The organism is Microbulbifer mixtoriginis (SeqCode) (assembly GCF_052468275.1).
In genome coordinates, this window is record NZ_CP174341.1 from 1,910,743 (window position 1) to 1,937,268 (window position 26,526).

Genomic DNA, 26,526 nt, shown 5'->3' on the forward strand with positions numbered 1-26,526 from the left:
GCATGTTATACCAGTAGCTTGATTTTGATTTTCTAGGTTGCGAGTCTAATATGTAAATGCCTAGGTAAGCTTTGCGGAGCGAAGCGTTAACAACAAGCGGTCCGTAATGGAGACTGGACTAACCCGGAAATAGGCCCACAGCGGGTGACCACTGGTCTGAATGATTTCAGCGAGGTTAAAGCGGGAGTAGAGCCAGTCATATTAAAGAGGGAGCGGTCGAAATGAATTCGGCCGCTAATTAATTGTACCTACTCAAAATATTTTTCTTAATTTCTCTTTATATTTTGCTTGTTTTTATCGGTAAATATTGGAATTCGGAGAAATTTTGCAATTAGCTCTGTGGGATAAAAGAAAATCGTTGATTGTTAAATATAGAGAGCGTTGGGGGAAACCCCGGCAGTGGATTTACCGGGGCTGGATCAGCTAAGAAAGTTCAAGCGATAAATTAAAGTGGTATACGAACAACTACACCACCCATAGTTTCGCCAAGCTCAAAATTATCGCGTGGACTATCCGCGTGGTCATTGTGACAGCTGACACAAGCTGGGGATACACCCACATCGGCATAAACCGCGGTAAAGTATTCGGTATCACCGAGTGTCTCACGGCCATAGAAATTTTTACCTGGGTTGTCGATGACAAACTGCAAACCTTGCTTTTCCATTTCGGTGCGCGGCTTGTTCTGTTTGTTTACCGGCCATAGGGACAGCAGGGCGTAGCTGAAGCCGGATTCTTTTTCCGCGACTCGCTCAGCACCCATTCGCATCATTTGTGCGGGCAACGGCAGCAATTTTTTATCCTGCCAGTGCTCGTCGGCATCCAGAACTTTTTCCTCATTTTGCAAACGGTTAACTACCTTGTTGGTGTAATTGGCTCTGTCTGCCTCAATCACGGCAAAGATAGCATCCGCCATTCGCTCCGGTGCCACGCCCTGGTTTTTTTCACAGCCAGTGAGTAGGGCCAGTCCGGCGATAAAACAAGCGGCAATACGCATAGTGTTCCCCTCCTATTGGGATTGTGTTTGCTTATTTTTGCTTTTGGAAATTCTTGCAATGCGGTCGCGGATTAAGTCAAACGTTTCATGCTTATCCGCAGGCTTATGCTTGAAATTCTGAGAGATCAGTTTTTCGTCCGCCATGGCTGCCAGGGAAAACTCCGCTCCATGACAGTTCAGGCAGACAGGCAACATTTTTTCATTGGGGCGGAGATTGTGGTTCTGATTATGATTGACCACAACCTGTTCTCCGTGGGTTTCCCGCGGCAAGTGACAGCTGGCACAGCTAACGCCGTTTTCTGGATCTGCTTGCCAGGTATTGAAATGCGGCGATTCCTTGTAGGCCAAGCTGTGCTCATCGCTGTGGCAGCTGAGACAGGATTCCACAGCTGCGAACTGCAAGTCGACATCGTGGGGGCCGTGACAACTGGTGCAACTGAGTTCCCCGGAAGCGTCAGACTGCATGGGTATCCAGGCCTGGTGTGGCGTCATGGCACCAACCTGTTGAACAAATTCCTGTGGCAACTTGGATGAGAGGCGCATTCCGTGTTTACCTTGGGTAAAAGATTCCCGTTGCTCGCTGTGGCAGCTTGCACACTGTTCAACAACCTCAGCACTAGTAAATTGCATCTGTCCATTGGTGTGGCAGCTACTGCAGTTCACGTCCACTTGAGAGTGGGGGCTTTGCGCCCAAGCCGCAGCGATTTCTGCAGTTGCAGTTTCTTCCTGTATATCCGCCTGCTGCATCTGTAGGGGCTGAGCATCGGGATGTTCCTGTAACCAGGATTGCATGGCGGTACGTGCCGGAAGCTTTGCCTCCTCGAGCAGATCGGGTTGTCCGACATGGGCGATTAAGAAATCTTCATAAAGGGTGCCGTTATCGTGGTAGTTGTGGCAGCCGGCACTGGCACAGGTCTCGAAGCCCATACCTTCATGGCTACTGCGCTCTTCGGCAATTTCGCTGTGGCAATGAAAGCAGAAATCCCCGGCCAGGCTGACACCCATTTCGCGAGTAATTTGCTGTTTGTGTTCTGTGTGGCAGCTGATGCACTGACGCGCATCCAGGGTTTCCAGCAATTGGGCGTTACGAGGGTCGAGAAATTTTTTGCGTGGATGGGAGTCATCGGCCAGCTCTAATTCTTCTGCGTGGCAGCTTAGGCAAGATTGCTGAATAGATTCTTCCCCTGAAAACCCATCGGTATGACAAGAAGTACAAGCGAGCTCTATCTGATGATGGCCATGTGTGGGCTCGCCAGTTATAAATAAAGACTTGTCATCTGCCGTTAGGTTATAGGAAGCGTAGGCACCTACAACCAGCGTCAACAGTAGTCCGTAATGCCAAAATTTAAATTGATAAGATTTCATTTAGAAGTAATAAACCGCAAGAATGTGATAGGCGAGGAGTACCGGCAGTGCCCAAAGTAAGGCGTAGTGAACGCGTGACCACCACTTGCGATGTTCGCGTAGTCTGAGATCGGTCCAGTGATGATTGCGGGCCATAAAAACACCAACAAGGGAGCCAGTAGCAGTAACCCCAAGGAAGACCAGCATGAGTGCGAGGTTGAGGTTTTGCCCCATACGGAAGCCTGTGTGCACAGCGAGTGCGGCCACGGCAACCACCCCAGTAAGGCTGTGGGCGTAGCGCCAGTGATCTACATGGCCGAAAGATAGTTTTTTCCAGCGCTTTCGCACACTGAGTGCAGCGGTAAAAAAACATAGCGCGAGGATCGTGTAGCCGGTTACCTGTTTCCAGAAGTTGTCATACCAGAGTTTTTCCCAGAATTGGCCGGCCTGCACAGAGTCAGATATTGGCGGGGGTGGCATAAGGAATGACAAGGTAATTAAAAGTAACGATATAATCGAAGTGATTAATATACCCTTGGCGTGGCGCATAACCAGATTAGGCGCAGGGGTATCGAGTAGCTCGGCCATTAAGGGCCGGCAGCTGCCGCAGACAGATCCGGCGGTGGTTGCCTGCTGTAGTTCGTTTAACGTGCGCTTGCCTTCGGAAATAGCCTTGCATAATTCCCCTTTGCTGACGGAATTACACTGGCACACCAGGTAGCTGTCGGGAAAACTCTTGATACTGTTTGACGCCTGTAGGCCAAATAGACGGCCCTCGTCTGCAAACTGCTTAAGCGCTTGAGCACTGACTTTTTCCTCCTGAGCCACCGCTTGGCGCAAGCTGTTGGCCTCATCCCAGCTGCCAATATAAATAGCACCGAGAATGCGCCCATCTTGAACAAATAGCCGGCGATAAATACCCTTGAACCGATTACGGAAAACGTGACTCTGTAAATTACCCTGCTGATGAAGGTTGTCGGAGGCAACGTCTCCCATAATAGCGCAAGGAATGTGGGCGATTTTGAGTTGGATATCTGTGTAACTGCCGGAGTAGGGGCGCTCTAAAATCTCCCCGCCATGTTCGCGGCGAATATGTGAACAACAGCTTTCCGCCTGCTCATAACCGGGGCGAACCAGCTGATACACCTTTTGATCAAACTCGGCACATTCACCAATTGCGTAAACATCCGGATCGGAGGTTTGCATCCATTCGTTGACTACAACCCCTCTATCGATTTTTAGTCCGGCTTTTTGGGCAAGGGCGACTTCCGGCTGAATACCAGTGCAAAGAACAATAGCATCGACGCAGAGGTTTTCGCCATCCTCAAAGTGTAAATGGGATTTTTCTTCCTGCTGCTCAATTGACTTAAGAATTGAGCCAGTTTTCAGCTGCACACCAAGGGCGGCAAGAGAGGATTTTAAAAACTCTTCGCCTTCCTCACCTAAAAGGCCACTTAGTAATTTTCCGCGGGATTGAAGTGTGACAGTATTTTTCGGTGTTTTTAGAGCCGTTGCCGCTTCCAGCCCCAGGGCGCCGGCGCCGATCACACAAATATCGGCGTGCCGCTCCCGCAGGGCGATTAGATCATTGGTATTGCGCAGGCTGCGAAAGGGGTAAACGCTGGGTAATCCTGCACCGGGTATTGCGGGAATTTTGGGGTTGGAGCCGGTGGCTAGAATCAGCTTGGTGTAGGGCTGAATATTACCGGCAGCATCTGTTACCGTTTTTTTGACACGGTCTATAGAGACGATTTTACGGTCGATATATTCTGCGAGCCGGTGGTCAGTTTTACCTAGGATGGGATTATCCAGTTCCTCCCGTTCCACATGGCGAGAGAGGTACTGTGATAATTTTACACGATTATAAGGTGATTCTGTTTCCGCTCCATAGATAACAATTTGCGCTTCGTCACAGAACTCAAGCAGCTTTTGTGCACAGCGAACCCCGACCGGTCCAGTGCCTACAATTACATAAATCGGATAGCTGCTGTCGCTGGTGCGGGCGCCATCTGGTAAATATTGACGAGCAGCTGAACTTTCTAGTTCAGTCATATTTCCCCCGAATCCCCCGGCTTTTACTACTGGCCTTTTGTCCTTTTTGTTTTAAGCCACAAAGCTTTCAGAACTTCCTAGACCAATATTCCACCGTTATGAGTTTTTTTAAATTCTAATTTCTATATGTTTAAACAAAATTAAATAAACGTCTAGTGTTGAATAGAAATCGCGAGAGAGAATAGGAAGGTATGGGAGGTCAGGCTGGAAAGTTTTTTTAAGTTGTTGTTATTGTTCGCTTTTTTTGATGCTAGCTTCAGCAAAAAAAAGTGGCTGGCCTGATTGTGGTTGCCACTTTTTATTTGGTGAGGAAAAATTTTTAATCAGGTCTTCGCTGTCAATACCTATTAGGTGGGTAAGTTTGATTAGCCTTGGGGTGTAGCTTTAAATAAGCTAAAAAATATGCACTCCACTCTTATGGGCTAGATACGCTTATCCGAAATAATTCCAAAATAATTTTCACTTACCTGTCGGGTATGCGTCTAACGCTTTTGGGTTGGCAAGCGGTTTTTAGAAAAATATTTTGAGTCAGCGAGGGCCTGGAGCTAGGCTTCTAAGGGGAAAAGGTTTGCGCCCCGTCCTTGTGGGTCGCAGACATCCATTCAAAGTATTTTTTAATAAGTTGTTACTCACTCATTGGCTCACGCCTAATTCCTGTAGATGTTGAGTAACGAACTGGACCTCTCTAGTCCGAAAATACTTAGGAGGGCTGATAGAGAACGTAAAGTTCTTTTTCTTCCAGTGCGGTGCGGCGAGTGAGTGCCTCACCTATCTTTTGGTAATCCATTTTAAAGTCGCGAACCATTTCCGGGGTGAAGGCTTCATGGTTGTAGCGCTTGCAGAATTGCACCACGGCATTGGCGATTTCATTCATATCGGTGCGGAAATCTTTTACAACCTGCAGTGTGTGCGCATCGCCGGCGAGGGCCTGCTCCAGATAGACGTAGAAGCGAACATTTTCCTTTATCAGGTGTGCCTGGAAGCCGGACTTAAATTGAGTGAGTAGTTGTGACAGTTGGCGATAGTTTTGCTTTTCAAAGCCTTCGGACCACATACGCTGGAAAATGCCAATTAAGTGGCGGTGATCGTCCTCCAGGGCTTTGATCAGAGTTGGGTCGTAAGAAATTGTGCGGCTGCCTTTAGCGCTGGCATAGTTGCTGCGGGTATATTTTTCTTCCAGATCGACGCTGTCGGAGGTCTTGCTACCTCTGAACATGCCGGAGATAAAGCTAAGCATATGCTGTGCCCTTAATAGGTTTAATTTTGTGTGTTGTATGGGTAAGGGAAACCGCGGGTGGGTAGTCGCTGAGGTGCGGTAACTACACAGCAAATTCACCCGGTCCGAGAGGCGCGGATTTTACATTGCATGACAGGTGTTTTTCTGTGTGGCGGGAGTTGCATCAGGGTGAGAATTTTAATATTGAGAACCTCGTCACAATTAATGGAGGTCTAGGTTGTTGCGTTATTTGAATTTTGTTGAATATTTTTAAATTCCAGGTGGTTATTTCAGGAAATAAAAAACCCGGCATTGCCGGGTTTTTTATTTTGAGCTTTATTAGCGTTGTTCCAGTGGAACATAATCGCGCTGGGCATAGCCGGTGTAAAGCTGGCGAGGGCGACCAATTTTGTACGGGTTGGAAATCATTTCGTTCCAGTGTGCGATCCAGCCTGAAGTGCGGCCGGTGGCAAAAATTACGGTGAACATATCGGTGGGGATGCCGATAGCCTTCATAATAATACCGGAGTAGAAGTCGACGTTCGGGTAGAGCTTCTTCTCAACGAAGTAATCGTCCTCAAGGGCGATTTTTTCCAGCTTCTTGGCGATCTTCAGCAGTGGATCGTTCTCGGCACCCATGGCTCCCAGAACTTCATCGCAGATGCCCTGCATTACGCGGGAGCGAGGATCGAAGTTCTTGTAGACGCGGTGACCAAAGCCCATTAGGCGGAAGGGGTCATTCTTGTCTTTGGCGCGCTTCACGAATTCGTCGATACGGCTCTCATCGCCGATTTCCTGCAGCATGTTCAGTACTGCCTCGTTGGCGCCGCCGTGAGCGGGTCCCCATAAGGTAGCGATACCGGAGGAGATACAGGCGAAGGGGTTGGCGCCAGAGGAGCCCGCCAGGCGCACGGTAGAGGTGGAGGCGTTTTGCTCATGGTCAGCGTGTAACAGGAAGATGATGTCCATTGCCTTGGCGACAACCGGATCGATCTTGCTGGGCTCGCAGGGATTGCCAAACATCATGTGCAGGAAGTTCTCGGAATAGCTGCGGCTATTGTCCGGGTACATGAAGGGCATGCCTTGGGAGTGCTTGTAGCACATGGCTGCCAAGGTTGGCATCTTGGCAATCAGGCGGTGCGCAGAAATCTCGCGGTGCTCTGGATTGGTGATATCCAGGGAGTCGTGATAGAAGGAGGCGAGAGCACCCACTACGCCACACATCATTGCCATCGGGTGGGCATCGTAACGGAAGCCTTTAAAGAAACTCACCAGGGATTCGTGAACCATGGTGTGAGACATAATAGTGTCTACATACTTCTTCTTTTCTTCTGCATTGGGCAGTTCACCATTCATCAGCAGGTAGCAGGTTTCCAGATAATCGGATTTTTCTGCTAATTGCTCGATGGGGTAGCCCCGGTGCAATAATTGGCCTTTGCCACCATCAATAAAAGTGATCTTGGAATCACATGAGGCGGTGGATACGAAGCCCGGGTCGTAGGTGAAAAAGCCTTTGCTGGTCAGGCCGCCGACATCGATCACATCGGGGCCGAGGGTGCCGGAGCGAACGGGCATCTCAAGAGCGCCGTCGATACCATCGACTGTGAGGTGCGCTTTTTTATCGGACATTGCGGACTCCTAAAAACTGTTCTTATGGCGGCCTTTTCCTAGTGTTTTCGGGTGCTGGCGGCCTTTTGAGCGGGGCCAAACTTAAGTGCCGCGCCGCAAATTGTCAAACCCAAAGGGGTGGACGGCCAGTCGGCCGACAACAGGATATTCGGCGACAGCGTGGGCTGGTAGAGCTTTTGCCTGGTCGTGGGCGCAAAAATCTGCGGAAATCCCGTTGAGCTAAATCCTGTGCCTGCGAGGTGCGCTGAGGTGGCGTATTCCTAGGCGTTCGTTGTGTTTTGACTATCGAATGCCTATAATCCGCGCGGCTTGCGCCATGGTACGGCTACTTTGTACAAGGCTTCATCAGGTCGAGTGCAAAGTGATCAGCAAGCAGCTCGTCCCTCCCAATTTGAAAAGCTAACGGGCGCCCGGTCGTTCAGGGCAACAAGGTGTTTTTCCTGTGAACAAAAACAGACCTGTCAATTTAGACATTTCCACTATAAAGCTTCCCGCTGCCGCTTTGGTTTCCATTTTGCACCGTGTATCCGGTGTGGTGCTCTTCGCCGTTGTGGCGTTGCTGCTCTGCATGCTCGATGCCAGTCTGGAATCCGAACAGGGCTTCGCCGATATGGCGGCAGCATTTAACAGTATTCCAGCCAAGCTCATCCTGTGGGCCTCTCTGGCAGCTCTTATTTACCATTTGCTGGCCGGTGTGCGTCACCTGTTTATGGATATGGGTATGGGTGAGAGCCTCGAAGGTGGTCGCCGCAGCGCAATTGCCGTGCTGGTGGTGAGTGTAATCCTTATTCTTTTAGTGGGAGTATGGTTGTGGTAAGAACAGTAACTAGCTTCGGCCGTAGCGGCACATTCGACTGGCTCTACCAGCGCGTTACCGCAGTAATACTGCTCGCTTACGTCCTCTTTATAGTGGGCTTTATTTTTTTCACCAAAGACTTCGGATACCAGGCCTGGTCTGAATTGTTCGCCCAGCGCTGGATGCGTGTATTCAGCTTGGTTGCCTTGCTGTCCACCGTGATTCACGCCTGGATCGGCCTCTGGTCTGTGGTTACCGACTACATCACCAACCGGGTGATGGGCGGTAAGGCCACTGTTCTGCGCCTGTTCGTAGAAGTGATCCTGGCTGCGGTTGCCGTGCTTTACACGGTGTGGGGCATTGAAATTCTTTGGGGTGTATAAGCAATGGCGAACATGCGAACTATTTCTTTTGACGGGATTGTGATTGGTGGCGGCGGTGCTGGTATGCGCGCGGCTCTGCAGATGGCCCAGTCCGGCTATAAAACTGCGGTAATTACCAAGGTATTCCCAACCCGTTCTCACACGGTATCCGCCCAGGGTGGTATTACCTGTGCGATTGCCAGCTCTGACCCCAATGATGATTGGCGCTGGCACATGTATGACACCGTTAAAGGCTCCGACTATATCGGTGACCAGGAAGCGATTGAATACATGTGTTCTGTAGGCCCCGAAGCGGTATTTGAGCTGGAGCACATGGGCCTGCCTTTCTCCCGAACTGAGGAAGGCCGTATTTATCAGCGCCCATTCGGCGGTCAGTCCAAAGATTTCGGCCGCGGTGGCCAGGCAGCCCGTACCTGTGCTGCCGCCGACCGTACTGGCCACGCACTGCTGCACACGCTGTACCAGAATAATGTTAAGCACCAAACCGAGTTTCTGAACGAGTGGTTTGCGATTGACTTGGTGAAGAACCAGGACGGTGCCGTGGTGGGTGTGATCGCCATGTGCATCGAAGATGGCGAAGTGGTCTTTATTAAGTCCAAGGCGACCGTATTCGCTACCGGTGGTGCCGGCCGTATCTTCGCCTCCACCACTAACGCACACATCAACACCGGCGACGGTGTCGGTATGGCCCTGCGCGCAGGTATGCCTGTGCAGGACATCGAGATGTGGCAGTTCCACCCGACTGGTATTTACGGTGCCGGTGTACTCGTGACCGAAGGTTGTCGCGGTGAGGGTGGCTACCTGATCAACAAAGACGGCGAGCGTTTTATGGAGCGTTACGCGCCCAACGCTAAAGACCTCGCTTCTCGCGATGTTGTAGCCCGTTCCATGGTACTTGAGATTCTCGATGGCCGCGGCTGTGGCCCCGAGGGCGATCACGTGTTCCTGAAGCTTGATCACTTGGGCGAAGACTTGCTCAACAGCCGCCTGCCCGGTATCTGTGAGTTGTCCAAGACCTTTGCCCATGTCGACCCAGTTAAGGCGCCGATTCCGGTTGTTCCCACCTGTCACTATATGATGGGCGGTATTCCCACCAACGTTCACGGCCAGGCCTTGACCCAGGACGCTGCGGGCAACGACCAGATCATCGACGGCTTCTACGCCTGTGGTGAGGTTGCCTGTGTATCTGTACACGGCGCTAACCGCCTGGGTGGTAACTCGCTGCTGGACCTGGTGGTATTCGGCCGCGCATCCGGCCTATTTATCGAGAAGGCACTGCGTGAAGGTATTGAGCACCGCGAAGCGTCCGAGTCCGATCTGGAAGCGGCGATGGCGCGTCTGAACCGACTGGAAACCAACGAAACCGGTGAGAAAGCTGCGGACCTGCGCAAAGAGTTGCAAGGTGTAATGCAGAATCACTTCGGCGTATTCCGCCGCGGCGACTACATGGCGGAAGGTGTGAAGAAGCTGGCTGACCTGCGTGAGCGTATTGAGAATGTACGCCTGGACGACAGAAGCCGTGCGTTTAACACCGCCCGTGTCGAAGCGCTGGAACTGCAGAACCTGCTGGAAGTTGCCGAGGCCACTGCGATTGCCGCGGAGACCCGCACTGAGAGCCGCGGTGCCCATGCCCGCGAAGACTTCCAGGAGCGCGATGACGAAAACTGGCTGTGTCATTCCATGTACTTCCCAACTGAGAAGCGTGTTGGCAAGCGTGCGGTAAACTTTGCACCGACCACCATGGAAGCCTTTGAACCGAAAGCTCGGACCTACTGATTCGGGAGCGGAATAGAGTATGTTGAAAGTAAGCATTTACCGTTACAACCCGGAAACTGATAAAGCGCCTTACATGCAGGACTACCAGCTCGACACTCAGGGCAAGGACCTGATGGTGTTGGACGTGTTGGAGTTGCTCAAGGCTCAGGATCCGACCCTGTCCTTCCGCCGCTCCTGCCGTGAAGGTGTGTGTGGTTCCGACGGTATGAATATTTCCGGCCGCAATGGCCTGGCGTGCACTACGCCACTGTCTGAAGCTGCCCCCAAGGGTAAACTGATTCTGCGTCCGCTGCCGGGCCTGCCTGTGATTCGCGACCTGGTTGTGGATATGGAACAGTTCTACGAGCAGTACAAAAAGATTGAGCCGTATCTGCAGAATGACACTCCGGCACCGGCGATTGAGCGCCTGCAGTCCCCAGAGGATCGCGAAAAGCTCGATGGTCTGTACGAGTGTATCCTGTGTGCCTGCTGCTCCACCGCCTGTCCGTCCTTCTGGTGGAACCCGGACAAGTTTATCGGTCCGGCCGGCCTGCTACAGGCTTACCGCTTCCTGGCGGATAGCCGCGACCTGGCCACTGACGAACGTCTATCCAACCTGGACGACCCCTTCAGTGTGTTCCGTTGTCACGGTATTCAGAACTGTGTCAACGTATGTCCTAAGGGTTTGAATCCGACTCGCGCCATTGGCCATATTCGCAATATGCTGCTGACGCGTGCTGTATAGGGATTAATGAAGGCTGCAAAGCAGTCTTCAGGGCTCACCTTTGGTGGGCCCGGTGCCAGGTAGGGCGCTTATCTAATACAAAAGCCGGCTCCGGTCGGTATTAAATTAAAAAGGGGAGGTGGCTTTGTGCGCCTCCCCTTTTGTGAGTGAAGGAAAGCGCAGTGGCTGTAGCGATGAGAGTCCACTGCAATCGAGGTAGGCATCAAAATGCACGAAAGTACCATGGAGCAGCTGTGGCGTAGCTCCCATATCTCCGGGGGCAATGCTGCCTATGTGGAGGAGCTTTACGAGACCTATCTGCACGACCCCAACGGTGTACCGGAGGAGTGGCGCAATTACTTCGACAGCCTCCCCCGTGTTGAGGGCAGCAGCGATGTCTCTCACGCCGCAGTGCGCCAGCACTTCGAGCTGCTCAGCAAACACCGCGCGCGCCCAGTAGCGGCGCCAGGTTCCGGCTCCGTCAATATCGAACACGAGCGCAAGCAGATTAAAGTTCTGCAGCTGATCGATTCCTATCGCCATCGCGGCCATAAGAAAGCGACCCTGGACCCGCTCGGCCTGATGGCCCGCGAGCAGGTGCCCGATTTACAGTTGAGCTACCACGGCCTGACTGAGGGTGATTTCGATACCACCTTCAATACCGGTAGCCTGTTCCTTGGCAAAGAAGAGGCGACCCTGCGTGAGATCGTAGAGGGGTTGGAGCGCACCTACTGTGGCAATCTGGGTGCAGAGATCATGCATCTCTCCAATCTGGAAGAGCAGCAGTGGTTTCAGCAGCGCCTGGAGCGCAGCCAGTCCAAGGCCAACTTCGGCACCGATATCCAGATTGAAATCCTGCAGCGCTTGTCTGCAGCAGAGGGCCTGGAGCGCCATCTGGATTCCAAATACCCGGGTACCAAGCGCTTTGGTGTCGAGGGTGGTGAGAGTCTGATCCCGATGATGGACGCCCTGATCCGCCGCTCCGGTACCTACGGGGTGAAGGAAATCGTGATCGGCATGGCCCACCGCGGCCGTCTGAATACCCTGGTGAATATCCTCGGTAAAAACCCATCGGACCTGTTCGAAGAGTTCGAGGGCAAGAAAACTCTGGATACCTCTGGCGACGTGAAATACCACCAGGGCTTCTCCTCCAACGTAATGACTCCCGGTGGTGAAGTACACCTGGCGCTGGCCTTTAACCCGTCGCACCTGGAAATCAGTGCGCCTGTGGTGGTTGGCTCTGTACGCGCTCGCCAGGACCGTCGTAAAGACGGGACTGGTGAGAAAGTAATGCCGATTAACATCCACGGCGACGCGGCTTTTGCCGGTCAGGGTGTGGTGCAGGAAACCCTGCAGATGTCTCAGACCCGCGGTTACTACACCGGTGGTACTGTGCACATCGTACTGAACAACCAGGTGGGCTTTACCACCAGCAAGCGCGAAGACGCTCGCTCCACTGAGTACTCTACCGATCCGGCCAAGATGATCGATGCGCCGGTGCTGCACGTAAACGGCGACGACCCGGAAATGGTCGTATTGGCCGCGCTGCTGGCGGTGGACTACCGCTACGAATTTAAGAAAGACATCGTTATCGATTTGGTTTGCTACCGTCGTCGCGGCCATAACGAGACCGATGATCCCTCTGGTACCCAGCCGCTGATGTACCAGACTATTCGCAAGCATAAAACTACCCGTACCCTCTACTCCGAGAAGCTGGTGGGTGAGGGCATTCTCGACAAGGCTGCTGCGGATAAACTGGCCAACGACTACCGCGATAAACTCGATGCGGGTGAGGACGTGGCCACTGGCTTGGTGAAGCAGCCGGACTCCTCCATGTTTGTAGATTGGAGCCCCTACCTGGGCCACGACTGGCAAGTAGCTGCAGATACTGGCTATGCGCTGCCGAAATTGCAGGATGTGGCCAACCGTATGACCGCTGTGCCCGATGGCATTGTGATGCAGCGCCAGGTCTCCAAGATTTACGATGACCGCCGCAAGATGGCCGGTGGCGCACTGCCCTTGAACTGGGGCATGGCGGAAACCTTGGCTTATGGCACTTTGCTGGAAGAGGGCTTTATGGTCCGCTTTACCGGTGAGGATGTGGGTCGCGGAACCTTCTCCCACCGTCACGCGGTGATTCACAGCCAGAAAGATGGCCAGAGCTATGTGCCTTTGCAGCATATGTTCGAAGACCAGCCGCCTTTCTACATCTACGACTCGCTGCTGTCTGAAGAGGCAGTGTTGGCGTTTGAATACGGCTACGCCACCACTACACCAAAATCCCTGGTGGTTTGGGAGGCTCAGTTCGGTGATTTCGCCAATGGTGCCCAGGTAGTAATCGACCAGTTCATCACTTCCGGTGAGCACAAGTGGGGCCGTATGTGCGGCCTGGTAATGCTGCTGCCGCACGGCTACGAAGGCCAGGGTCCGGAGCATTCCTCCGCACGTCTAGAGCGCTTTATGCAGCTATGTGCCGAGCACAATATCCAGGTGTGTAATGCCACTACTCCGGCACAGATCTTCCACTTGCTGCGTCGTCAGGCGGTACGCCCGATGCGTCGTCCGCTGGTGATTATGAGCCCGAAATGGATTTTGCGTCACAAGCTGGCCACCTCCAGCCTGGAAGAGCTGGCCGAAGGCCGCTTCCATAACGTGATCCAGGACCAGGGCGTAGACCCAGAAAAAGTGAAACGCTTGGTGTTGTGCTCCGGCAAGGTTTACTACCACCTGCTGGAAGCCCGTATGGAGCGTGAGCAGGAAGATGTTGCGTTCGTGCGAATCGAACAGCTGTACCCATTCCCAGACGAAGAGTTTGTGGAAGCGGTATCCGCATTCAAGAAGATCAAGAGTGTTGCCTGGTGTCAGGAAGAGCCCATGAACCAGGGCGCCTGGTACTCCAGCCAGCACCACTTGCGTCGTCTCCTGTCGGAAACCCATCCGAAGCTGGATCTGGAATACGTGGGCCGCGCCCCATCCGCAGCACCTGCGGCAGGCTATATGTCCACGCACCTTGAAGAACAGAATAAGTTCATCAACGAGGCGCTGACCGTCAAGTAACCGGCGGCAGTAATAAGTGAAGAGTCAATCTCAGGAAACAGAAAAAATGACGATCGAGATTAAAGCGCCAACTTTCCCTGAATCTGTTCAGGACGGAACTGTCGCCACCTGGCATAAACAACCCGGTGAAGCTGTGTCCCGCGATGAACTGATCGTGGACATCGAGACCGATAAAGTTGTGCTGGAAGTTGTTGCACCTGCCGATGGTGCGCTGACTGAAATCATCAAGGGGGAGGGCGATACCGTCCTCTCCAATGAAGTGATTGCCAAGTTTGAAGCGGGCGCTGGCGCGGCCGCTGCCCCGGCGGCAGAAAAAGCAGAAGCTCCGGCTGCCGAAGCGGCTGCCCCCGCTGCTGGCGACAAAATTGCCATGCCATCCGCTAAGAAAATGGCTGCTGAGAAGGGTGTCGATCTGGCGGGTGTTGAAGGCACTGGCAAGGGTGGCCGTGTTCTCAAAGAAGACGTAATGAAAGCTGGCACTGCGCCTGCCGCTGCTGCTCCCGCCGCTGCTGCTGAAGTGGCTGTTGCTCCGGGCGAGCGCGTGGAGAAGCGTGTTCCTATGACCCGCATGCGCAAGCGTATTGCTGAACGCCTGCTGGATGCCTCCCAGTCCACCGCCATGCTCACCACCTTTAACGAGGTGAACATGAAGCCGGTCATGGACTTGCGCAAGAACTACAAAGACCTGTTCGAAAAAACCCACAACGGCACTCGCCTGGGCTTTATGGGTTTCTTCGTGAAAGCTGCGGTAGAAGCGTTGAAGCGCTACACCGCGGTGAACGCGTCTATCGATGGTAACGATATCGTTTACCACGGTTACCAGGATATCGGTGTAGCGGTTTCCTCTCCGAAAGGCCTGGTTGTACCGATTCTGCGCAATGCGGAAAACATGGGCCTGGCGGATATGGAAAACAATATCCGCGATCTGGGTGTTCGCGCCCGCGATGGTAAATTGTCTATCGAAGAGATGACTGGCGGTACCTTCACCATTACCAACGGTGGTGTATTCGGCTCCCTGCTGTCCACTCCGATCCTGAACCCGCCGCAAACCGCAATTCTGGGTATGCACAAAATCCAGGAGCGCCCGATGGCGGTAAATGGCAAGGTGGAAATCCTGCCGATGATGTACCTGGCGCTGTCCTATGACCACCGTCTGATCGACGGTAAAGAAGCGGTTGGCTTCCTGGTAGCGATCAAGGAAATGATCGAAGATCCAGCGCGTATCTTGCTCGAAGTTTAAAAAATAAGTTCTGGGGCCTGCGGGCCCCTCGATCACACTGCATTAGAAATATCTGGAACTGATCATGTCGGAAAAATTTGACGTAATCGTAATCGGCTCTGGTCCTGGTGGTTATGTCGCTGCCATCCGTGCCGCTCAGCTGGGCCTGAAGACTGCTTGTATTGAAAAGTGGAAAAACAAGGAAGGTAAATACGTTAACGGCGGTACCTGCCTGAACGTAGGTTGTATTCCCTCCAAGGCACTGCTGGACAGCTCCTGGAAGTACCACGAGGCCAAAGATGCTCTCGACGTGCACGGCATTGAAGTCGGCAAGGTCAAGATGGATGTGAGCAAGATGATCGAGCGCAAGGGCGAGATCGTTAAGAAACTGACCGGCGGCGTAGCTGGCCTGTTCACCGCCAATAAAGTGACCTCCATTTTCGGTACCGGTAAACTGCTGGCCAACAAGAAAGTGGAAGTGACCGACGACGAAGGCAACAGCACTGTCTACGAAGCCGAAAATGTCATTCTGGCTTCCGGTTCTGTACCGGTAAACATTCCCCCGGCTCCGGTGGACAATAAAATTATTGTCGATTCCACCGGCGCTCTGGAATTCTCTGAAACGCCCAAGCGTTTGGGCGTTATCGGTGCCGGCGTTATCGGTCTGGAACTGGGTTCAGTATGGAATCGCCTGGGCTCCGAAGTCGTTGTTCTGGAAGCGATGGATAAGTTCCTGGCGATCATGGACCAACAGGTTGCCAAAGAATCCCAGAAGATCTTCAAGAAGCAGGGCCTGGATATCCGCCTCGCTTGCCGCGTAACCGGTTCTGAAGTGAAGGGCGAGGAAGTGGTTGTTACTTACCAGGACAAGGATGGTAAAGAGCACCAGGAAACTTTCGACAAGCTGATCGTCTGCGTTGGCCGTCGTCCTTATACCGAAGGCCTGTTATCTGAAGATGCCGGCGTGAAGATGGATGAGCGTGGATTTATCTACGTCAACGACCTGTGCATGACTTCTGCACCGGGCGTATGGGCGATCGGTGACGTGGTACGCGGTCCGATGCTGGCACACAAGGCTTCTGAAGAGGGCGTTGTAGTCGCTGAGCGCATCGCCGGCCAGAAGCCAATGATGAACTACGACGTGATCCCCAACGTGATCTACACCCACCCGGAAATCGCTGCGGTTGGTCGCACCGAAGAGCAGGTGAAGGCCGATGGCGAGCCCTACAACGTAGGTAGCTTCCCGTTTGCGATCAACGGTCGCGCTATGGCCGCCAACGATACCCAGGGCTTTGTGAAAATCATCGCTCACGCGGAAACTGACCGTGTACTGGGTGCCCACATCGTTGGCCCGTCTGCTGCCGATCTGGTTCAGCAAGTGGCGATCGCGATGGAATTCGGCTCCAGCGCCGAAGATATCGGTATGACCGTATTCGCACACCCGACTCTGTCTGAGACCGTGAAAGAAGCGGCATTGGGCGTGAACGGTCATGCGATTCACACCGTAAATCGCAAGAAGCGCAAGTAAGAAGTTTTTTCGATGTCGGGGCACTAATTATTGATTAATTAGCGCCCCGGTTTCATTTGCGGAATTCAAAATTTGCAACGACGGAAATTTTGAGTTTTGTCTTTCAGGTGCAGAGAGATCTGCAATTAATAAACACATTTCACATGTGAATTGGTATTGACTATGAACTTGCATGAGTATCAGGGCAAACAACTGTTTGCGGCATACGGATTGCCGGTTTCCAAAGGCATTGCAGCGGAAACCCCGGCAGCGGCAGTAGCAGCGGCTGACGAAATTGGCGGTGATAAGTGGGTAGTAAAGGCCCAGGTACACGCTGGTGGCCGCGGTAAGGCTGGCGGAGTAAAGCTGGTAGATTCCAAGGCAGAAATTGAAGAGTTTGCCAAGAAGTGGCTGGGCGAGCGCCTGGTAACTTATCAAACAGACGAAAATGGCCAGCCTGTTTCCCGTATCCTGGTTGAAAGCTGCACCGACATAGACCAAGAACTGTATCTTGGCGCCGTTGTTGACCGCTCCACCCGTCGTATCGTTTTCATGGCTTCCACCGAAGGCGGCGTTGAGATCGAGAAAGTAGCGGAAGAGACTCCGGAAAAAATCCTGAAAGCCACTATCGATCCGCTGGTAGGCGCTCAGCCTTACCAAGCGCGCGAGCTGGCTTTCAAGCTGGGCCTGAACCCGACTCAGGTTAAGCAGTTCACCAAGATCTTCCTCGGCCTGGCAAAAATGTTCCAGGAAAAAGATCTGGCTCTGCTGGAAATCAACCCGCTGGTAATCACCACCGAAGGCAACCTGCACTGCCTGGACGCCAAAGTGGTAATCGACAGCAACGCGCTGTACCGCCACGCGGACCTGCGCGAAATGCACGATCCTTCCCAGGAAGATTCCCGTGAAGCGCACGCTGCCAAGTTTGACCTGAACTACGTAGCTCTCGATGGCAACATCGGCTGCATGGTAAACGGTGCTGGTCTGGCCATGGGTACCATGGACATCGTAAACCTGCACGGCGGCAAGCCAGCTAACTTCTTAGATGTTGGCGGCGGCGCGACCAAAGAGCGCGTTGTTGAAGCGTTCAAGATCATCCTGTCTGACGAGAACGTAAAAGCCGTACTGATCAACATCTTCGGTGGTATCGTTCGCTGTGACATGATCGCTGAAGGCGTTGTGGGCGCAGTAAAAGAAGTTGGCGTTAAAGTACCGGTTGTTGTACGCCTGGAAGGTAACAACGCAGACCTGGGCGCCAAGGTTCTGAGCGACAGTGGCCTGAACATTATCGCGGCGACCAGTCTGACCGATGCGGCTCAGCAAGTGGTTAAAGCTGCGGAGGGTAAATAATCATGTCAGTATTGATTAACAAAGACACTAAAGTAATCTGCCAGGGCTTCACCGGCTCCCAGGGTACTTTCCACTCCGAGCAAGCGATTGCTTACGGCACCAAGATGGTTGGTGGTGTAACTCCGGGTAAAGGCGGCCAGACTCACCTGGGCCTGCCAGTATTCGATACCGTTAAAGAAGCGGTAGAGAAGACCGGCGCTGAAGCTTCCGTAATCTACGTACCTGCGCCTTTCTGTAAGGATTCCATCCTGGAAGCGGCCAACGCTGGTATCAAGCTGATTGTTTGTATCACCGAAGGTATCCCGACTCTGGATATGCTCGACGCTAAAGTGAAGTGCGACGAGCTGGGCGTGCGTCTGATCGGCCCGAACTGCCCGGGTGTTATCACTCCGGGTGAGTGCAAGATCGGTATTATGCCGGGTCACATCCACAAGCCGGGTAAAGTGGGCATCGTTTCCCGTTCCGGTACCCTGACCTATGAAGCGGTTAAGCAAACTACCGATTACGGCTTCGGCCAGTCCACTTGTGTGGGCATCGGTGGCGACCCAATCCCGGGCTCCAACTTCATCGATATCCTGGAGATGTTCCAGAACGATCCGCAGACCGAAGCGATTGTTATGATCGGTGAGATCGGTGGTACTGCTGAAGAAGAAGCCGCTGCTTACATCAAGGAAAATGTTACTAAGCCTGTAGTTTCCTACATCGCTGGTGTAACTGCTCCTCCCGGCAAGCGTATGGGGCACGCGGGCGCGATCATCTCTGGTGGTAAAGGCACCGCTGACGAGAAATTCGCTGCTCTGGAAGACGCTGGTGTTAAAACCGTGCGCTCCCTGGCTCAGATCGGCGACGCTCTGAAGGAAGTTACTGGCTGGTAAGTAATTACTAGCTGGCTAGCACAAAAAAAGGCCACCCTTTGGGTGGCCTTTTTTTGTTTATTAAACTCAACCGTCATCCTAATTCCGTGCCAATCTTTCCCTTGGCTTCTTTTGTTGCCAGATTAATTTCGCTGCGCAGCCATTTTAATTTTCACGCTACTCACTATTTCTGTGCATTTTGCCGATATTTTTCTTCTGCCTTGTGGTTTTTTCATATTTTTGTTTTTTTATGCAATTAAATATTGAATGATATTTATTGTTGTTTGAGAAAGTATCTTATTTTTTATTTTTTCTTGGAGTGTTTTAGGAGTTATTTAATTTTTTCTAGGTGTTGTGAATTTGTTGGGGTATAAATTCCTTGTTGGGATTAAATGCGGAGGTTGGCTTTTAAGAGTCCGGTTGTAAGTTAGATAAAGGATTTATTAACCCTCAAAATAATGACCAAATAATTGTGGAGGTTCACAGCATGGGACTATCAATAGATAAAAATATTCGAAATATTTCATATAAGCTGGTCTTTAGTGGTTTTTCTTTGGATAGAAATGAGGATGTTGGCGGAGTCTGGCCTAATGGGATCGTTAAATATTACGTACCGAATAATCTTGATGCTGGCTATGTGACGGCGGTTAAGAAAGCCATGTCCCGCTGGGAGTTGTGTATTTATCGGGCGTTTCAGTTTGCGGCGATTAAATTTTTGCAGGTGGGAGCGGCGGGGCAGGGGGTGATTACTATCCGGGATAATGATAGTAGTGCCACCGTAGGTTATACCAATACAACAAATCAGTATTGCGGTGTTAATTGGAGAGGGAATCGGGCTGCGATTGCCTCGCTTCCACATGAAATTGGTCATACCCTGGGATTGGCCCACGAGCATATGCGTTCAGATGCTCCCATGGCAGTGCAGAGCACTCTGGACTCTTTACAAGTGCAAACCCGCACCCAGACAATGGCACGCTTTATGACTCATGGCTCGTCATTCGATGGTCAGTCTATCATGATGTACGATGCTCAAGCCCAAGCGCTGGGGGTCAGGGAAAATACCAGGACAGGCGGTTGTAAAATTACCCCCAACCAGGTAAATAATTCAAGTTGGAATCCCAGCGTGGGTGATTTGAATATGCTTTCCTATTTGTACGATGGCAGGCGTCTGACCTTACCAAGATCTTTTGCGATGCCAATGGTGTAGATCAGTTCGTTGTTGCGAAGGTGACTTAAAAAGGGGAGTCAGCACCTCCCTTTTTTACGTTTTTATTTTCTTCTCTAAACGTACCCTCTAAATTTCTGGCTCTTTAGGCTTAAGCGCAAAATTTACTAAAAGATAAATTACATTTTCTATCTGTGCCGCTGAAGTATTCGGTACTGCTAGGTGCTATACAAACCGTATTTGTGACCGTGTGTGCGGCTGCGTTGGTAAAGAATAAAAGCCGTCAGGCTAAGTAGTAATAACTCAGCAATGGGCCCTGCATACCAGATTCCAACTTCACCAACGGCCAGAGGTAGTAGCACTATCAAAGGCAGTAAAAATATATAAGTTTTTGCCAGTCCGAGAATGGCTGCTCTTTTGGCGTCACCAATCGCCTGGAAGAAGGTATTGACCATCATGAGGGGGCCAGCTAAGAAATAAACCAGAGTCATCATTGGCAGGATGCGCGCTACTTCTTCAATGATCAGAGGATCGTTAACAAATAGCCCACCTAAAGTGTCTCTAAAAATAATGACAGCTAGTTGAAGCAGCAGGCAATAGCCGAATGCCGCAGTCAGGGCGATATTGATACTACTATCCATTCGCGACCAGATCTTTGCGCCAGCATTATTTCCAGCCACCGTTTGAAAAGCCTGGCTTAAACCGAGTAGGGGTAGAAAAATAAAAGTCATAATCCGAGTGGTAATACCATAAGCGCTAACGGTAGCGTCATAGTTTTCTGCTCCCCATGCCTGTAGACTGAATATAACTGCCATAGAGGTGAGGGAAACGCCGATATAGCTCAAACTAGCCGGTAATCCCAAGGACAGAAACTCTCTCCAATATTGTTTCTCATAGGAGAGGCGGATGACCTGTGTATCAATGACTGTTTTTCCGTAATGACGATAGCCGGCCACTATCATCAGGGCGATTGATTGAGCCAATGCTGTTCCATAAGCGGAGCCCGCTACTCCCATTTGAAAATGGGCAATAAAAATATAGTTAAAAACGATATTAAGAAGTATGGAGCTTAAAGAAACTATCGCCATCAACGATAGTTTTCCCTCACAGCGTAATGTGTCGGAGTTTACGGAACCAATAAATAGGGCGGGAGATAGGAAAACAAGAATTGTTAAATAGGTGTAGCCCATATCCGCCAACGGCTGGGAGCCATTGGCTACTAACATCGTCAATTGTTTACCCCCAAGAGTAAACAGCACCATAAGAAGGCCACAAACTAACAGTGCCAAGGTGATTGCCTGAGAGAAAGCCTGTTTTGCCTTATCTGTTTTTCCCGCGCCCAAGAGTCTGGCCTGAACGCTGGAGTAGCCAGCCGATATTAAGGAGGATAGTGCCACTAGCAACATAAACATTGGAAATGTCAGGGTGACAGCTGCCAGTGCGTCAGGGCCTACATACTCCCCCAGGAAATAAGCATCCAGCAGGGTAAAAGAGCCGTTTACCAACATTATAAAAATGATCGGTGCCGCTGTTTTGAAGAAAACCGGTAAAAGTGCACCCTTGAGGAAAATGTTGTCTTGTTGTTCGCTCATATACGATCCCTATTACTTATTTCCACTATGTATCTCTGCAATATCATTAAATTTGGCCAAAACAAAGTGTTTGATTTCTTCTGGCCAGGCTCGGATGGCTTTTTCAAAGCTTACTTTGCTATTTCGATAGAGGGAACGGCTGGCATCTTCGAAGCCTGGGGCGTCACCAACAACCTGCAGCATAAATCTATCGAGTTGATGCTGGCTTGTGGTGATACGCTCTTCGAGTGAAATATCTTTCTGGGCCTGCTCCACCAGCTTGCGCAGGGTTACGGAGGCTCCGCCTGGTTGCTGTCTCAGCCACTCCCAGTGACGGGGTAACAATGTGACTTCCTTGGAAATGACTCCCAACTTTGGGCGCCCTCGCTTTGCACTGGTAGGTGTTGTGCTGGGCTTCAATCTGGTTAGTACCGTCTCAATATCGCCTTGCCAATCGATCTCGATTCTTTGGCAGTTATCGGTTGAAAAAACCATGGGTTCAAGTGGTGTCTCACGGGATTTTACCTGGCGAACGATCGACTCCAGTGTGCCCCGTGCAATCAGTTGTTGTCGCTCAATGGCTATGTACTCTGGCACAACAAAAGTCTCCTATTAATTTATCCGGGCAAAATAATATTACCCGGGTAAATATAGGCGATCAATTTGTCTATGTACAGCAAAGGTCTCTCGCAAAATCTACTGGTATGTGCTGAAGGACTACTATCGGTGGGATTACCGTGAGTATTTCTGGCTCTAGGTGCGTTCTTAGGGAGTATTTTGCACCCTATCTGGCGATATACAGGGTCATTGCTCAATTCTATACTGCGGAAAAACTAACGACTTAGGAGTGAACATGGCTAGAGCACTGGTTGGTGTGATTGGGGGGAGTGGTCTCTATGAAATGCCGGGGCTGACTGATGTGCAAGAGGTTCAAGTGGAGACCCCATTTGGCCCGACATCGGATCCGATTCTGTGTGGCAAGCTGCAGGGTATCCCGGTTGCTTTTCTCTCCCGCCATGGACGTGGTCACAGGCTGATCCCCTCTGAGGTGCCCTACAGGGCAAATATCCATGGGTTGCGCCAGTTGGGTGTGCGCTATCTGCTCTCTCTCTCGGCGGTTGGCTCTCTGCAGGAGAAGGTCAGGCCACTGGATATGTTGATTCCCGATCAGTTTATCGATATGACGCGCAAGCGTGAGAGCACTTTTTTTGGTGGCGGCGCTGTAGCCCATGTCTCTATGGCAGACCCCGTATGTTCCGCAGTGGCAGATTGTCTGGCGCGGGCCTTTTCTTCCACCCAGGCCGAGCAGCCGGTGCAGTTACATCGGGGTGGTAGTTACTTGTGCATTGAGGGGCCACAGTTCTCAACGCGAGCGGAATCCCACTGGTATCGCAGCATGGGGGCGTCGGTCATTGGTATGACCAATATGCCAGAGGCGAAATTGGCGCGAGAGGCGCAGATTGCCTACGCCACACTCGCAATGGCCACCGATTACGACTGTTGGCACCCTCGCGAGCAAGCGGTTACCGCAGAAGTGGCAATCGCCAATCTGCAGCAAAATGCTGCGCGTGCCCAGTTGATAGCAGCAGAGGCCATTCGATTATTGGGTATGGAGAAACCTGACTCCATTGCCCATACGGCATTGACCAGTGGATTGGTCACACCTGTGGAAACAATGTCGCAGGGCCAGCTTGCTGTAATAAAACCACTGCTTGAACCGACACAATCAGTGTTGGAAGAAGTGGAGCACTGAGACATATGCATGAAACACTGCCATTACTTGAAATATCCGATTTCCCGGCAATACGCCGCAGTACTATCGAAACCCTGCAGCTCAACATTGGTTATCGCTGTAATCAGTCTTGTGTGCACTGCCATGTAAACGCGGGCCCCAATCGCACGGAAATGATGTCGAATGCAAACCTGGCACTGCTGTTGGAGGTCATTGAGAAGCGCCGTATTCGGAGACTGGATATCACTGGTGGCGCACCGGAATTACATTGGGGATTTCGCAGTTTGGTCAGTGCTGCACGGGCATTGGGAGTACAGGTTATTGATCGGTGTAATCTCACAGTTTTGTTCGAGCCAGGCCAGGAAGATACTGCGGAGTTTCTCGCCCGAAATCATGTGGAAGTGGTCGCTTCTCTTCCTTGTTATTCCATGGATAACGTCGATAAACAGCGCGGCAAAGGGGTCTTTGACAAGAGTATTGCCGGTCTGCAAAAGCTCAATGAACTGGGTTATGGCAAGCCAGAAAGTGGTTTGCAGTTAAATTTGGTATACAACCCTCAAGGCCCCTTCTTACCCCCAGAGCAGAGTGTCCTGGAGGCAGACTATCGCAGAGAATTGAGAAGGCAATTTAATATTGAGTTCAATCAATTGTTTGCACTCGCCAATATGCCCATCAAGCGCTTTGGTTCCATGTTGATTTCCAAGGGGCAGTTTAAAGATTATATGACTTTATTACGTGACAGCTATAGCGCTGAAAATCTCGATGGCGTTATGTGTCGCAGCTTGGTGAGTGTTGACTGGCAGGGGAATCTATTCGATTGCGATTTTAATCAGCAGCTAGATATTCCTGTGCCAGGCAGGCCGCACCTGCATGATTTACTCAATGAGGATCTGCAGGGGAGCGCGATTGCAGTGGCAGACCACTGCTATGGCTGTACTGCGGGGCAGGGTAGTAGCTGTGGTGGAGCACTGTAAGAGGAAAGGGTTTTATAGCCATAGGGCAGGAATACTATGAGTAAAAAAATACTGCTGTTGGTGGTTATCGCGGTATTGGTGATTGCTTTTTACGCACTTGATTTACATCACTGGTTGAGTCTAGACAAGTTGCAGGAAGGCGGGGAGCAGTTCCAGCAATGGAAAGCTGCCTCACCATTTTTAGTGAGTTTTCTGTTTTTAGTTTTTTATATTTTGGTGACCGGCTTGTCCTTGCCTGGCGCGGCTATTCTCACCCTAGCCGCTGGTGCGATTTTTGGTTTGTTGTGGGGCACTATTATTGTGTCTTTTGCTTCCAGTATCGGTGCCACTCTGGCTTTTCTTATGGCCCGCTACTTATTTCGCGATTATATTCAGGAAAGGTTTGCGGTACGCCTCCAAGTTGTGAATAAAGGTATTGAGCGGGAGGGCGCATTTTATCTTTTTGCCCTGCGCCTTGTACCTATTTTCCCGTTTTTTCTGATTAATATCTTGATGGGGTTAACCCACCTGCGAGTCTGGACATTTTATTGGGTGAGCCAGTTAGGCATGCTTGCGGCCACAATTGTCTACGTGAATGCGGGAACGCAACTCGCCCGAATAGAAAGCCTTAAAGATATCGCTTCCCCTCAATTGCTTTTGTCCTTTGCGCTGCTGGGTATTTTCCCTCTGTTGGCAAAATACTTCCTCAACTGGCTTAAACGTCGCCGCGAGGCCAAGTGAGACTCCAATGAAAAAACCTAAAAAGTTTGACCGCAATATTATTGTTATCGGAGCAGGTGCTGCAGGGTTGGTCAGTGCTTATATTTCTGCGGCAGTAAAAGCTAAGGTGACATTAATTGAGTCTGGGGACATGGGGGGGGATTGCCTGAATACCGGCTGTGTGCCCAGTAAGGCATTGATCAAGTGTGCTCGTGTGGCGCACTCCGCACGTACTGCGGGTAATTTCGGTGTGCGGCTGCCGGAACCGGAGATTGATTTTCCTGGGGTGATGCGGCATGTGCGTGAATCTATCCAGCAGATAGAGCCTCATGACAGCGTGGAGCGTTATTCAGAGCTCGGTGTGGAAGTGATAAAAGGCTATGCACGATTGGTTGATCCCTGGACAGTTGATATCACTTTGAAAAGTGGCGGTGAAAGATCTTTGCGTGGGCGTGCCATTATCCTGGCTACTGGTGCCGAGCCTATAGTGCCGCCATTCCCCGGCCTTGATACAGTTAATTATCTGACGAGTGAAACACTCTGGGATAGGTTTGCTCAACTGGATAAGGTTCCGCAAAGATTGGTATTACTGGGAGGCGGTGCCATTGGTTGTGAGCTGGCCCAGGCGTTTACCCGTTTGGGGTCACGGGTGACCTTGATTGAGCGGGATGAACGTCTACTCCCTCAGGAAGATCACGAAGTATCGGAGGCTGTTGCCAAGACATTGAAATCTGAAGGGGTATGTCTTCTCACTGGGCATGAGGCAGTTTCTTTTAGTGGCAATAAAGATCGCCAGGAGAGCACATTACATTTACGTAATGCCGAAGGTGAAACACAGGTGACATTTGATGAGGTTATCCTGGCACTTGGCAGGCGCGCTCGCACCAAGGGCTTCGGGCTGGATAAATTGGATTTATTGCAGGATGGTAAACTATCAACCGATACTTTCCTGCGCACTCGCCACCCCCATATTCTCGCGGCTGGGGACCTTGCCGGTCCCTATCAGTTTACCCATATGGCTTCGCATCAGGCCTGGTATGCTGCAGTGAATGGCCTTTTTGGTGATATCAAGAAATTTGCCGTAGATTACTCGCTGGTACCTCGGGCAGTTTTTATCGATCCTGAGGTGGCCAGTGTTGGGTTCAGTGAGCTCGAGGCCAAGCGAAATGATATTGCTTATGAGGTAACTCGTTATAATCTTGATGATCTGGATCGGGCTATTGTAGATGGGGCGGCACAGGGTTTTATTAAAGTAATAACAGTACCAGGTAAAGATAAAATATTAGGCGTTTCAATTGTTGGTGAAAATGCGGCAGAGCTTATCGCCGAGTTTGTGTTTGCTATGAAGCAGGGGCTGGGGCTGAATAAAATCTTATCCACTATTCATATCTATCCGACAATGACCGAAGGCAATAAATTTGTTGCAGGAAACTGGAAGCGGGCCAATGCACCCAAACGCTTGCTGCGCTGGTTGGAAAAATTTCACCAGTGGAGACTGGGGTAAG

Annotated in this window: 21 protein-coding genes; 14 read left to right on the forward strand and 7 right to left on the reverse strand. The window is 51.3% G+C overall.

Features of this window, described 5'->3' with window-relative positions:
* Positions 1–445: 445 nt before the first annotated feature.
* From ACJJIC_RS08340 to gltA, 5 genes are all read right to left on the reverse strand, one after another.
* Positions 446–994 (reverse strand): Tll0287-like domain-containing protein, encoded by a 549-nt coding sequence (locus ACJJIC_RS08340; protein ID WP_252082940.1) that lies wholly within the window; start codon positions 992–994, stop codon positions 446–448.
* A 12-nt stretch (positions 995–1,006) separates the two neighbouring features.
* Positions 1,007–2,359: a cytochrome c3 family protein gene (locus ACJJIC_RS08345; protein ID WP_444910257.1), complete on the reverse strand. Its 1,353-nt coding sequence runs from the start codon at positions 2,357–2,359 to the stop codon at positions 1,007–1,009.
* Positions 2,360–4,390: an FAD-dependent oxidoreductase gene (locus tag ACJJIC_RS08350; protein WP_444910256.1), complete on the reverse strand. Its 2,031-nt coding sequence runs from the start codon at positions 4,388–4,390 to the stop codon at positions 2,360–2,362. It lies immediately after the preceding gene.
* 700 nt (positions 4,391–5,090) lie between these two features.
* Positions 5,091–5,627 (reverse strand): hemerythrin domain-containing protein, encoded by a 537-nt coding sequence (locus tag ACJJIC_RS08355; RefSeq protein ID WP_444910255.1) that lies wholly within the window; start codon positions 5,625–5,627, stop codon positions 5,091–5,093.
* A gap of 318 nt (positions 5,628–5,945) precedes the next feature.
* Positions 5,946–7,235, reverse strand: coding sequence for a citrate synthase (gene gltA, locus ACJJIC_RS08360; RefSeq protein WP_252082934.1), 1,290 nt, complete (start codon positions 7,233–7,235; stop codon positions 5,946–5,948).
* A gap of 442 nt (positions 7,236–7,677) precedes the next feature.
* Here gltA and sdhC point away from each other — a divergent pair, with 442 nt between their 5' ends.
* The 10 genes from sdhC to ACJJIC_RS08410 all read left to right on the forward strand — a co-directional run bounded on the left by sdhC (position 7,678) and on the right by ACJJIC_RS08410 (position 20,087).
* Positions 7,678–8,052 (forward strand): succinate dehydrogenase, cytochrome b556 subunit, encoded by a 375-nt coding sequence (gene sdhC, locus ACJJIC_RS08365; RefSeq protein WP_252082932.1) that lies wholly within the window; start codon positions 7,678–7,680, stop codon positions 8,050–8,052.
* On the forward strand, positions 8,046–8,414 hold the full coding sequence (gene sdhD, locus ACJJIC_RS08370; RefSeq protein ID WP_252082931.1) for a succinate dehydrogenase, hydrophobic membrane anchor protein: 369 nt from the start codon (positions 8,046–8,048) through the stop codon (positions 8,412–8,414). The genes sdhC and sdhD overlap by 7 nt, the downstream gene beginning before the upstream one ends.
* 3 nt (positions 8,415–8,417) lie before the next feature.
* Positions 8,418–10,190, forward strand: a complete 1,773-nt coding sequence (sdhA, locus tag ACJJIC_RS08375; protein WP_252082930.1) for a succinate dehydrogenase flavoprotein subunit — start codon at positions 8,418–8,420, stop codon at positions 10,188–10,190.
* Between the two features lie 19 nt (positions 10,191–10,209).
* Positions 10,210–10,914 (forward strand): succinate dehydrogenase iron-sulfur subunit, encoded by a 705-nt coding sequence (locus ACJJIC_RS08380; protein WP_252082928.1) that lies wholly within the window; start codon positions 10,210–10,212, stop codon positions 10,912–10,914.
* 207 nt (positions 10,915–11,121) lie between these two features.
* A complete protein-coding gene (locus tag ACJJIC_RS08385; RefSeq protein ID WP_252082927.1) occupies positions 11,122–13,950 on the forward strand; it encodes a 2-oxoglutarate dehydrogenase E1 component in 2,829 nt (942 codons plus the stop codon).
* Between the two features lie 46 nt (positions 13,951–13,996).
* Positions 13,997–15,190 (forward strand): 2-oxoglutarate dehydrogenase complex dihydrolipoyllysine-residue succinyltransferase, encoded by a 1,194-nt coding sequence (gene odhB / locus ACJJIC_RS08390; RefSeq protein ID WP_444884076.1) that lies wholly within the window; start codon positions 13,997–13,999, stop codon positions 15,188–15,190.
* Positions 15,191–15,254: 64 nt separating this feature from the next.
* The gene (lpdA, locus tag ACJJIC_RS08395; RefSeq protein ID WP_252082924.1) at positions 15,255–16,697 is read left to right on the forward strand and encodes a dihydrolipoyl dehydrogenase; all 1,443 of its coding nucleotides are present in this window, start codon (positions 15,255–15,257) and stop codon (positions 16,695–16,697) included.
* 162 nt (positions 16,698–16,859) lie between these two features.
* Positions 16,860–18,026, forward strand: a complete 1,167-nt coding sequence (gene sucC, locus ACJJIC_RS08400) for an ADP-forming succinate--CoA ligase subunit beta (protein ID WP_445356760.1) — start codon at positions 16,860–16,862, stop codon at positions 18,024–18,026.
* Positions 18,027–18,028: 2 nt separating this feature from the next.
* On the forward strand, positions 18,029–18,901 hold the full coding sequence (sucD, locus tag ACJJIC_RS08405) for a succinate--CoA ligase subunit alpha (protein WP_020412684.1): 873 nt from the start codon (positions 18,029–18,031) through the stop codon (positions 18,899–18,901).
* Positions 18,902–19,367: 466 nt separating this feature from the next.
* Positions 19,368–20,087: a M12 family metallopeptidase gene (locus ACJJIC_RS08410; protein ID WP_445356761.1), complete on the forward strand. Its 720-nt coding sequence runs from the start codon at positions 19,368–19,370 to the stop codon at positions 20,085–20,087.
* Between the two features lie 176 nt (positions 20,088–20,263).
* Here the strand turns inward: ACJJIC_RS08410 and ACJJIC_RS08415 are convergent, their stop codons facing one another.
* Both ACJJIC_RS08415 and ACJJIC_RS08420 read right to left on the reverse strand, forming a co-directional pair.
* Positions 20,264–21,637: an MATE family efflux transporter gene (locus ACJJIC_RS08415; RefSeq protein ID WP_445356762.1), complete on the reverse strand. Its 1,374-nt coding sequence runs from the start codon at positions 21,635–21,637 to the stop codon at positions 20,264–20,266.
* Positions 21,638–21,649: 12 nt separating this feature from the next.
* Positions 21,650–22,213, reverse strand: coding sequence for a DUF2239 family protein (locus ACJJIC_RS08420; protein WP_444900094.1), 564 nt, complete (start codon positions 22,211–22,213; stop codon positions 21,650–21,652).
* A gap of 256 nt (positions 22,214–22,469) precedes the next feature.
* Between ACJJIC_RS08420 and mtnP the strand changes: the two genes are divergently transcribed.
* From mtnP to ACJJIC_RS08440, 4 genes are read left to right on the forward strand one after another with little or no spacing between them, the layout of a single operon-like run.
* Positions 22,470–23,369, forward strand: a complete 900-nt coding sequence (gene mtnP, locus ACJJIC_RS08425) for an S-methyl-5'-thioadenosine phosphorylase (RefSeq protein ID WP_445356763.1) — start codon at positions 22,470–22,472, stop codon at positions 23,367–23,369.
* A 5-nt stretch (positions 23,370–23,374) separates the two neighbouring features.
* A complete protein-coding gene (arsS, locus tag ACJJIC_RS08430; RefSeq protein ID WP_445356764.1) occupies positions 23,375–24,322 on the forward strand; it encodes an arsenosugar biosynthesis radical SAM (seleno)protein ArsS in 948 nt (315 codons plus the stop codon).
* A 36-nt stretch (positions 24,323–24,358) separates the two neighbouring features.
* The gene (locus ACJJIC_RS08435; protein WP_445356765.1) at positions 24,359–25,042 is read left to right on the forward strand and encodes a TVP38/TMEM64 family protein; all 684 of its coding nucleotides are present in this window, start codon (positions 24,359–24,361) and stop codon (positions 25,040–25,042) included.
* Positions 25,043–25,049: 7 nt separating this feature from the next.
* Positions 25,050–26,525 (forward strand): dihydrolipoyl dehydrogenase family protein, encoded by a 1,476-nt coding sequence (locus ACJJIC_RS08440; protein WP_445356766.1) that lies wholly within the window; start codon positions 25,050–25,052, stop codon positions 26,523–26,525.
* The last annotated feature ends 1 nt before the right edge of the window (position 26,526 follow it).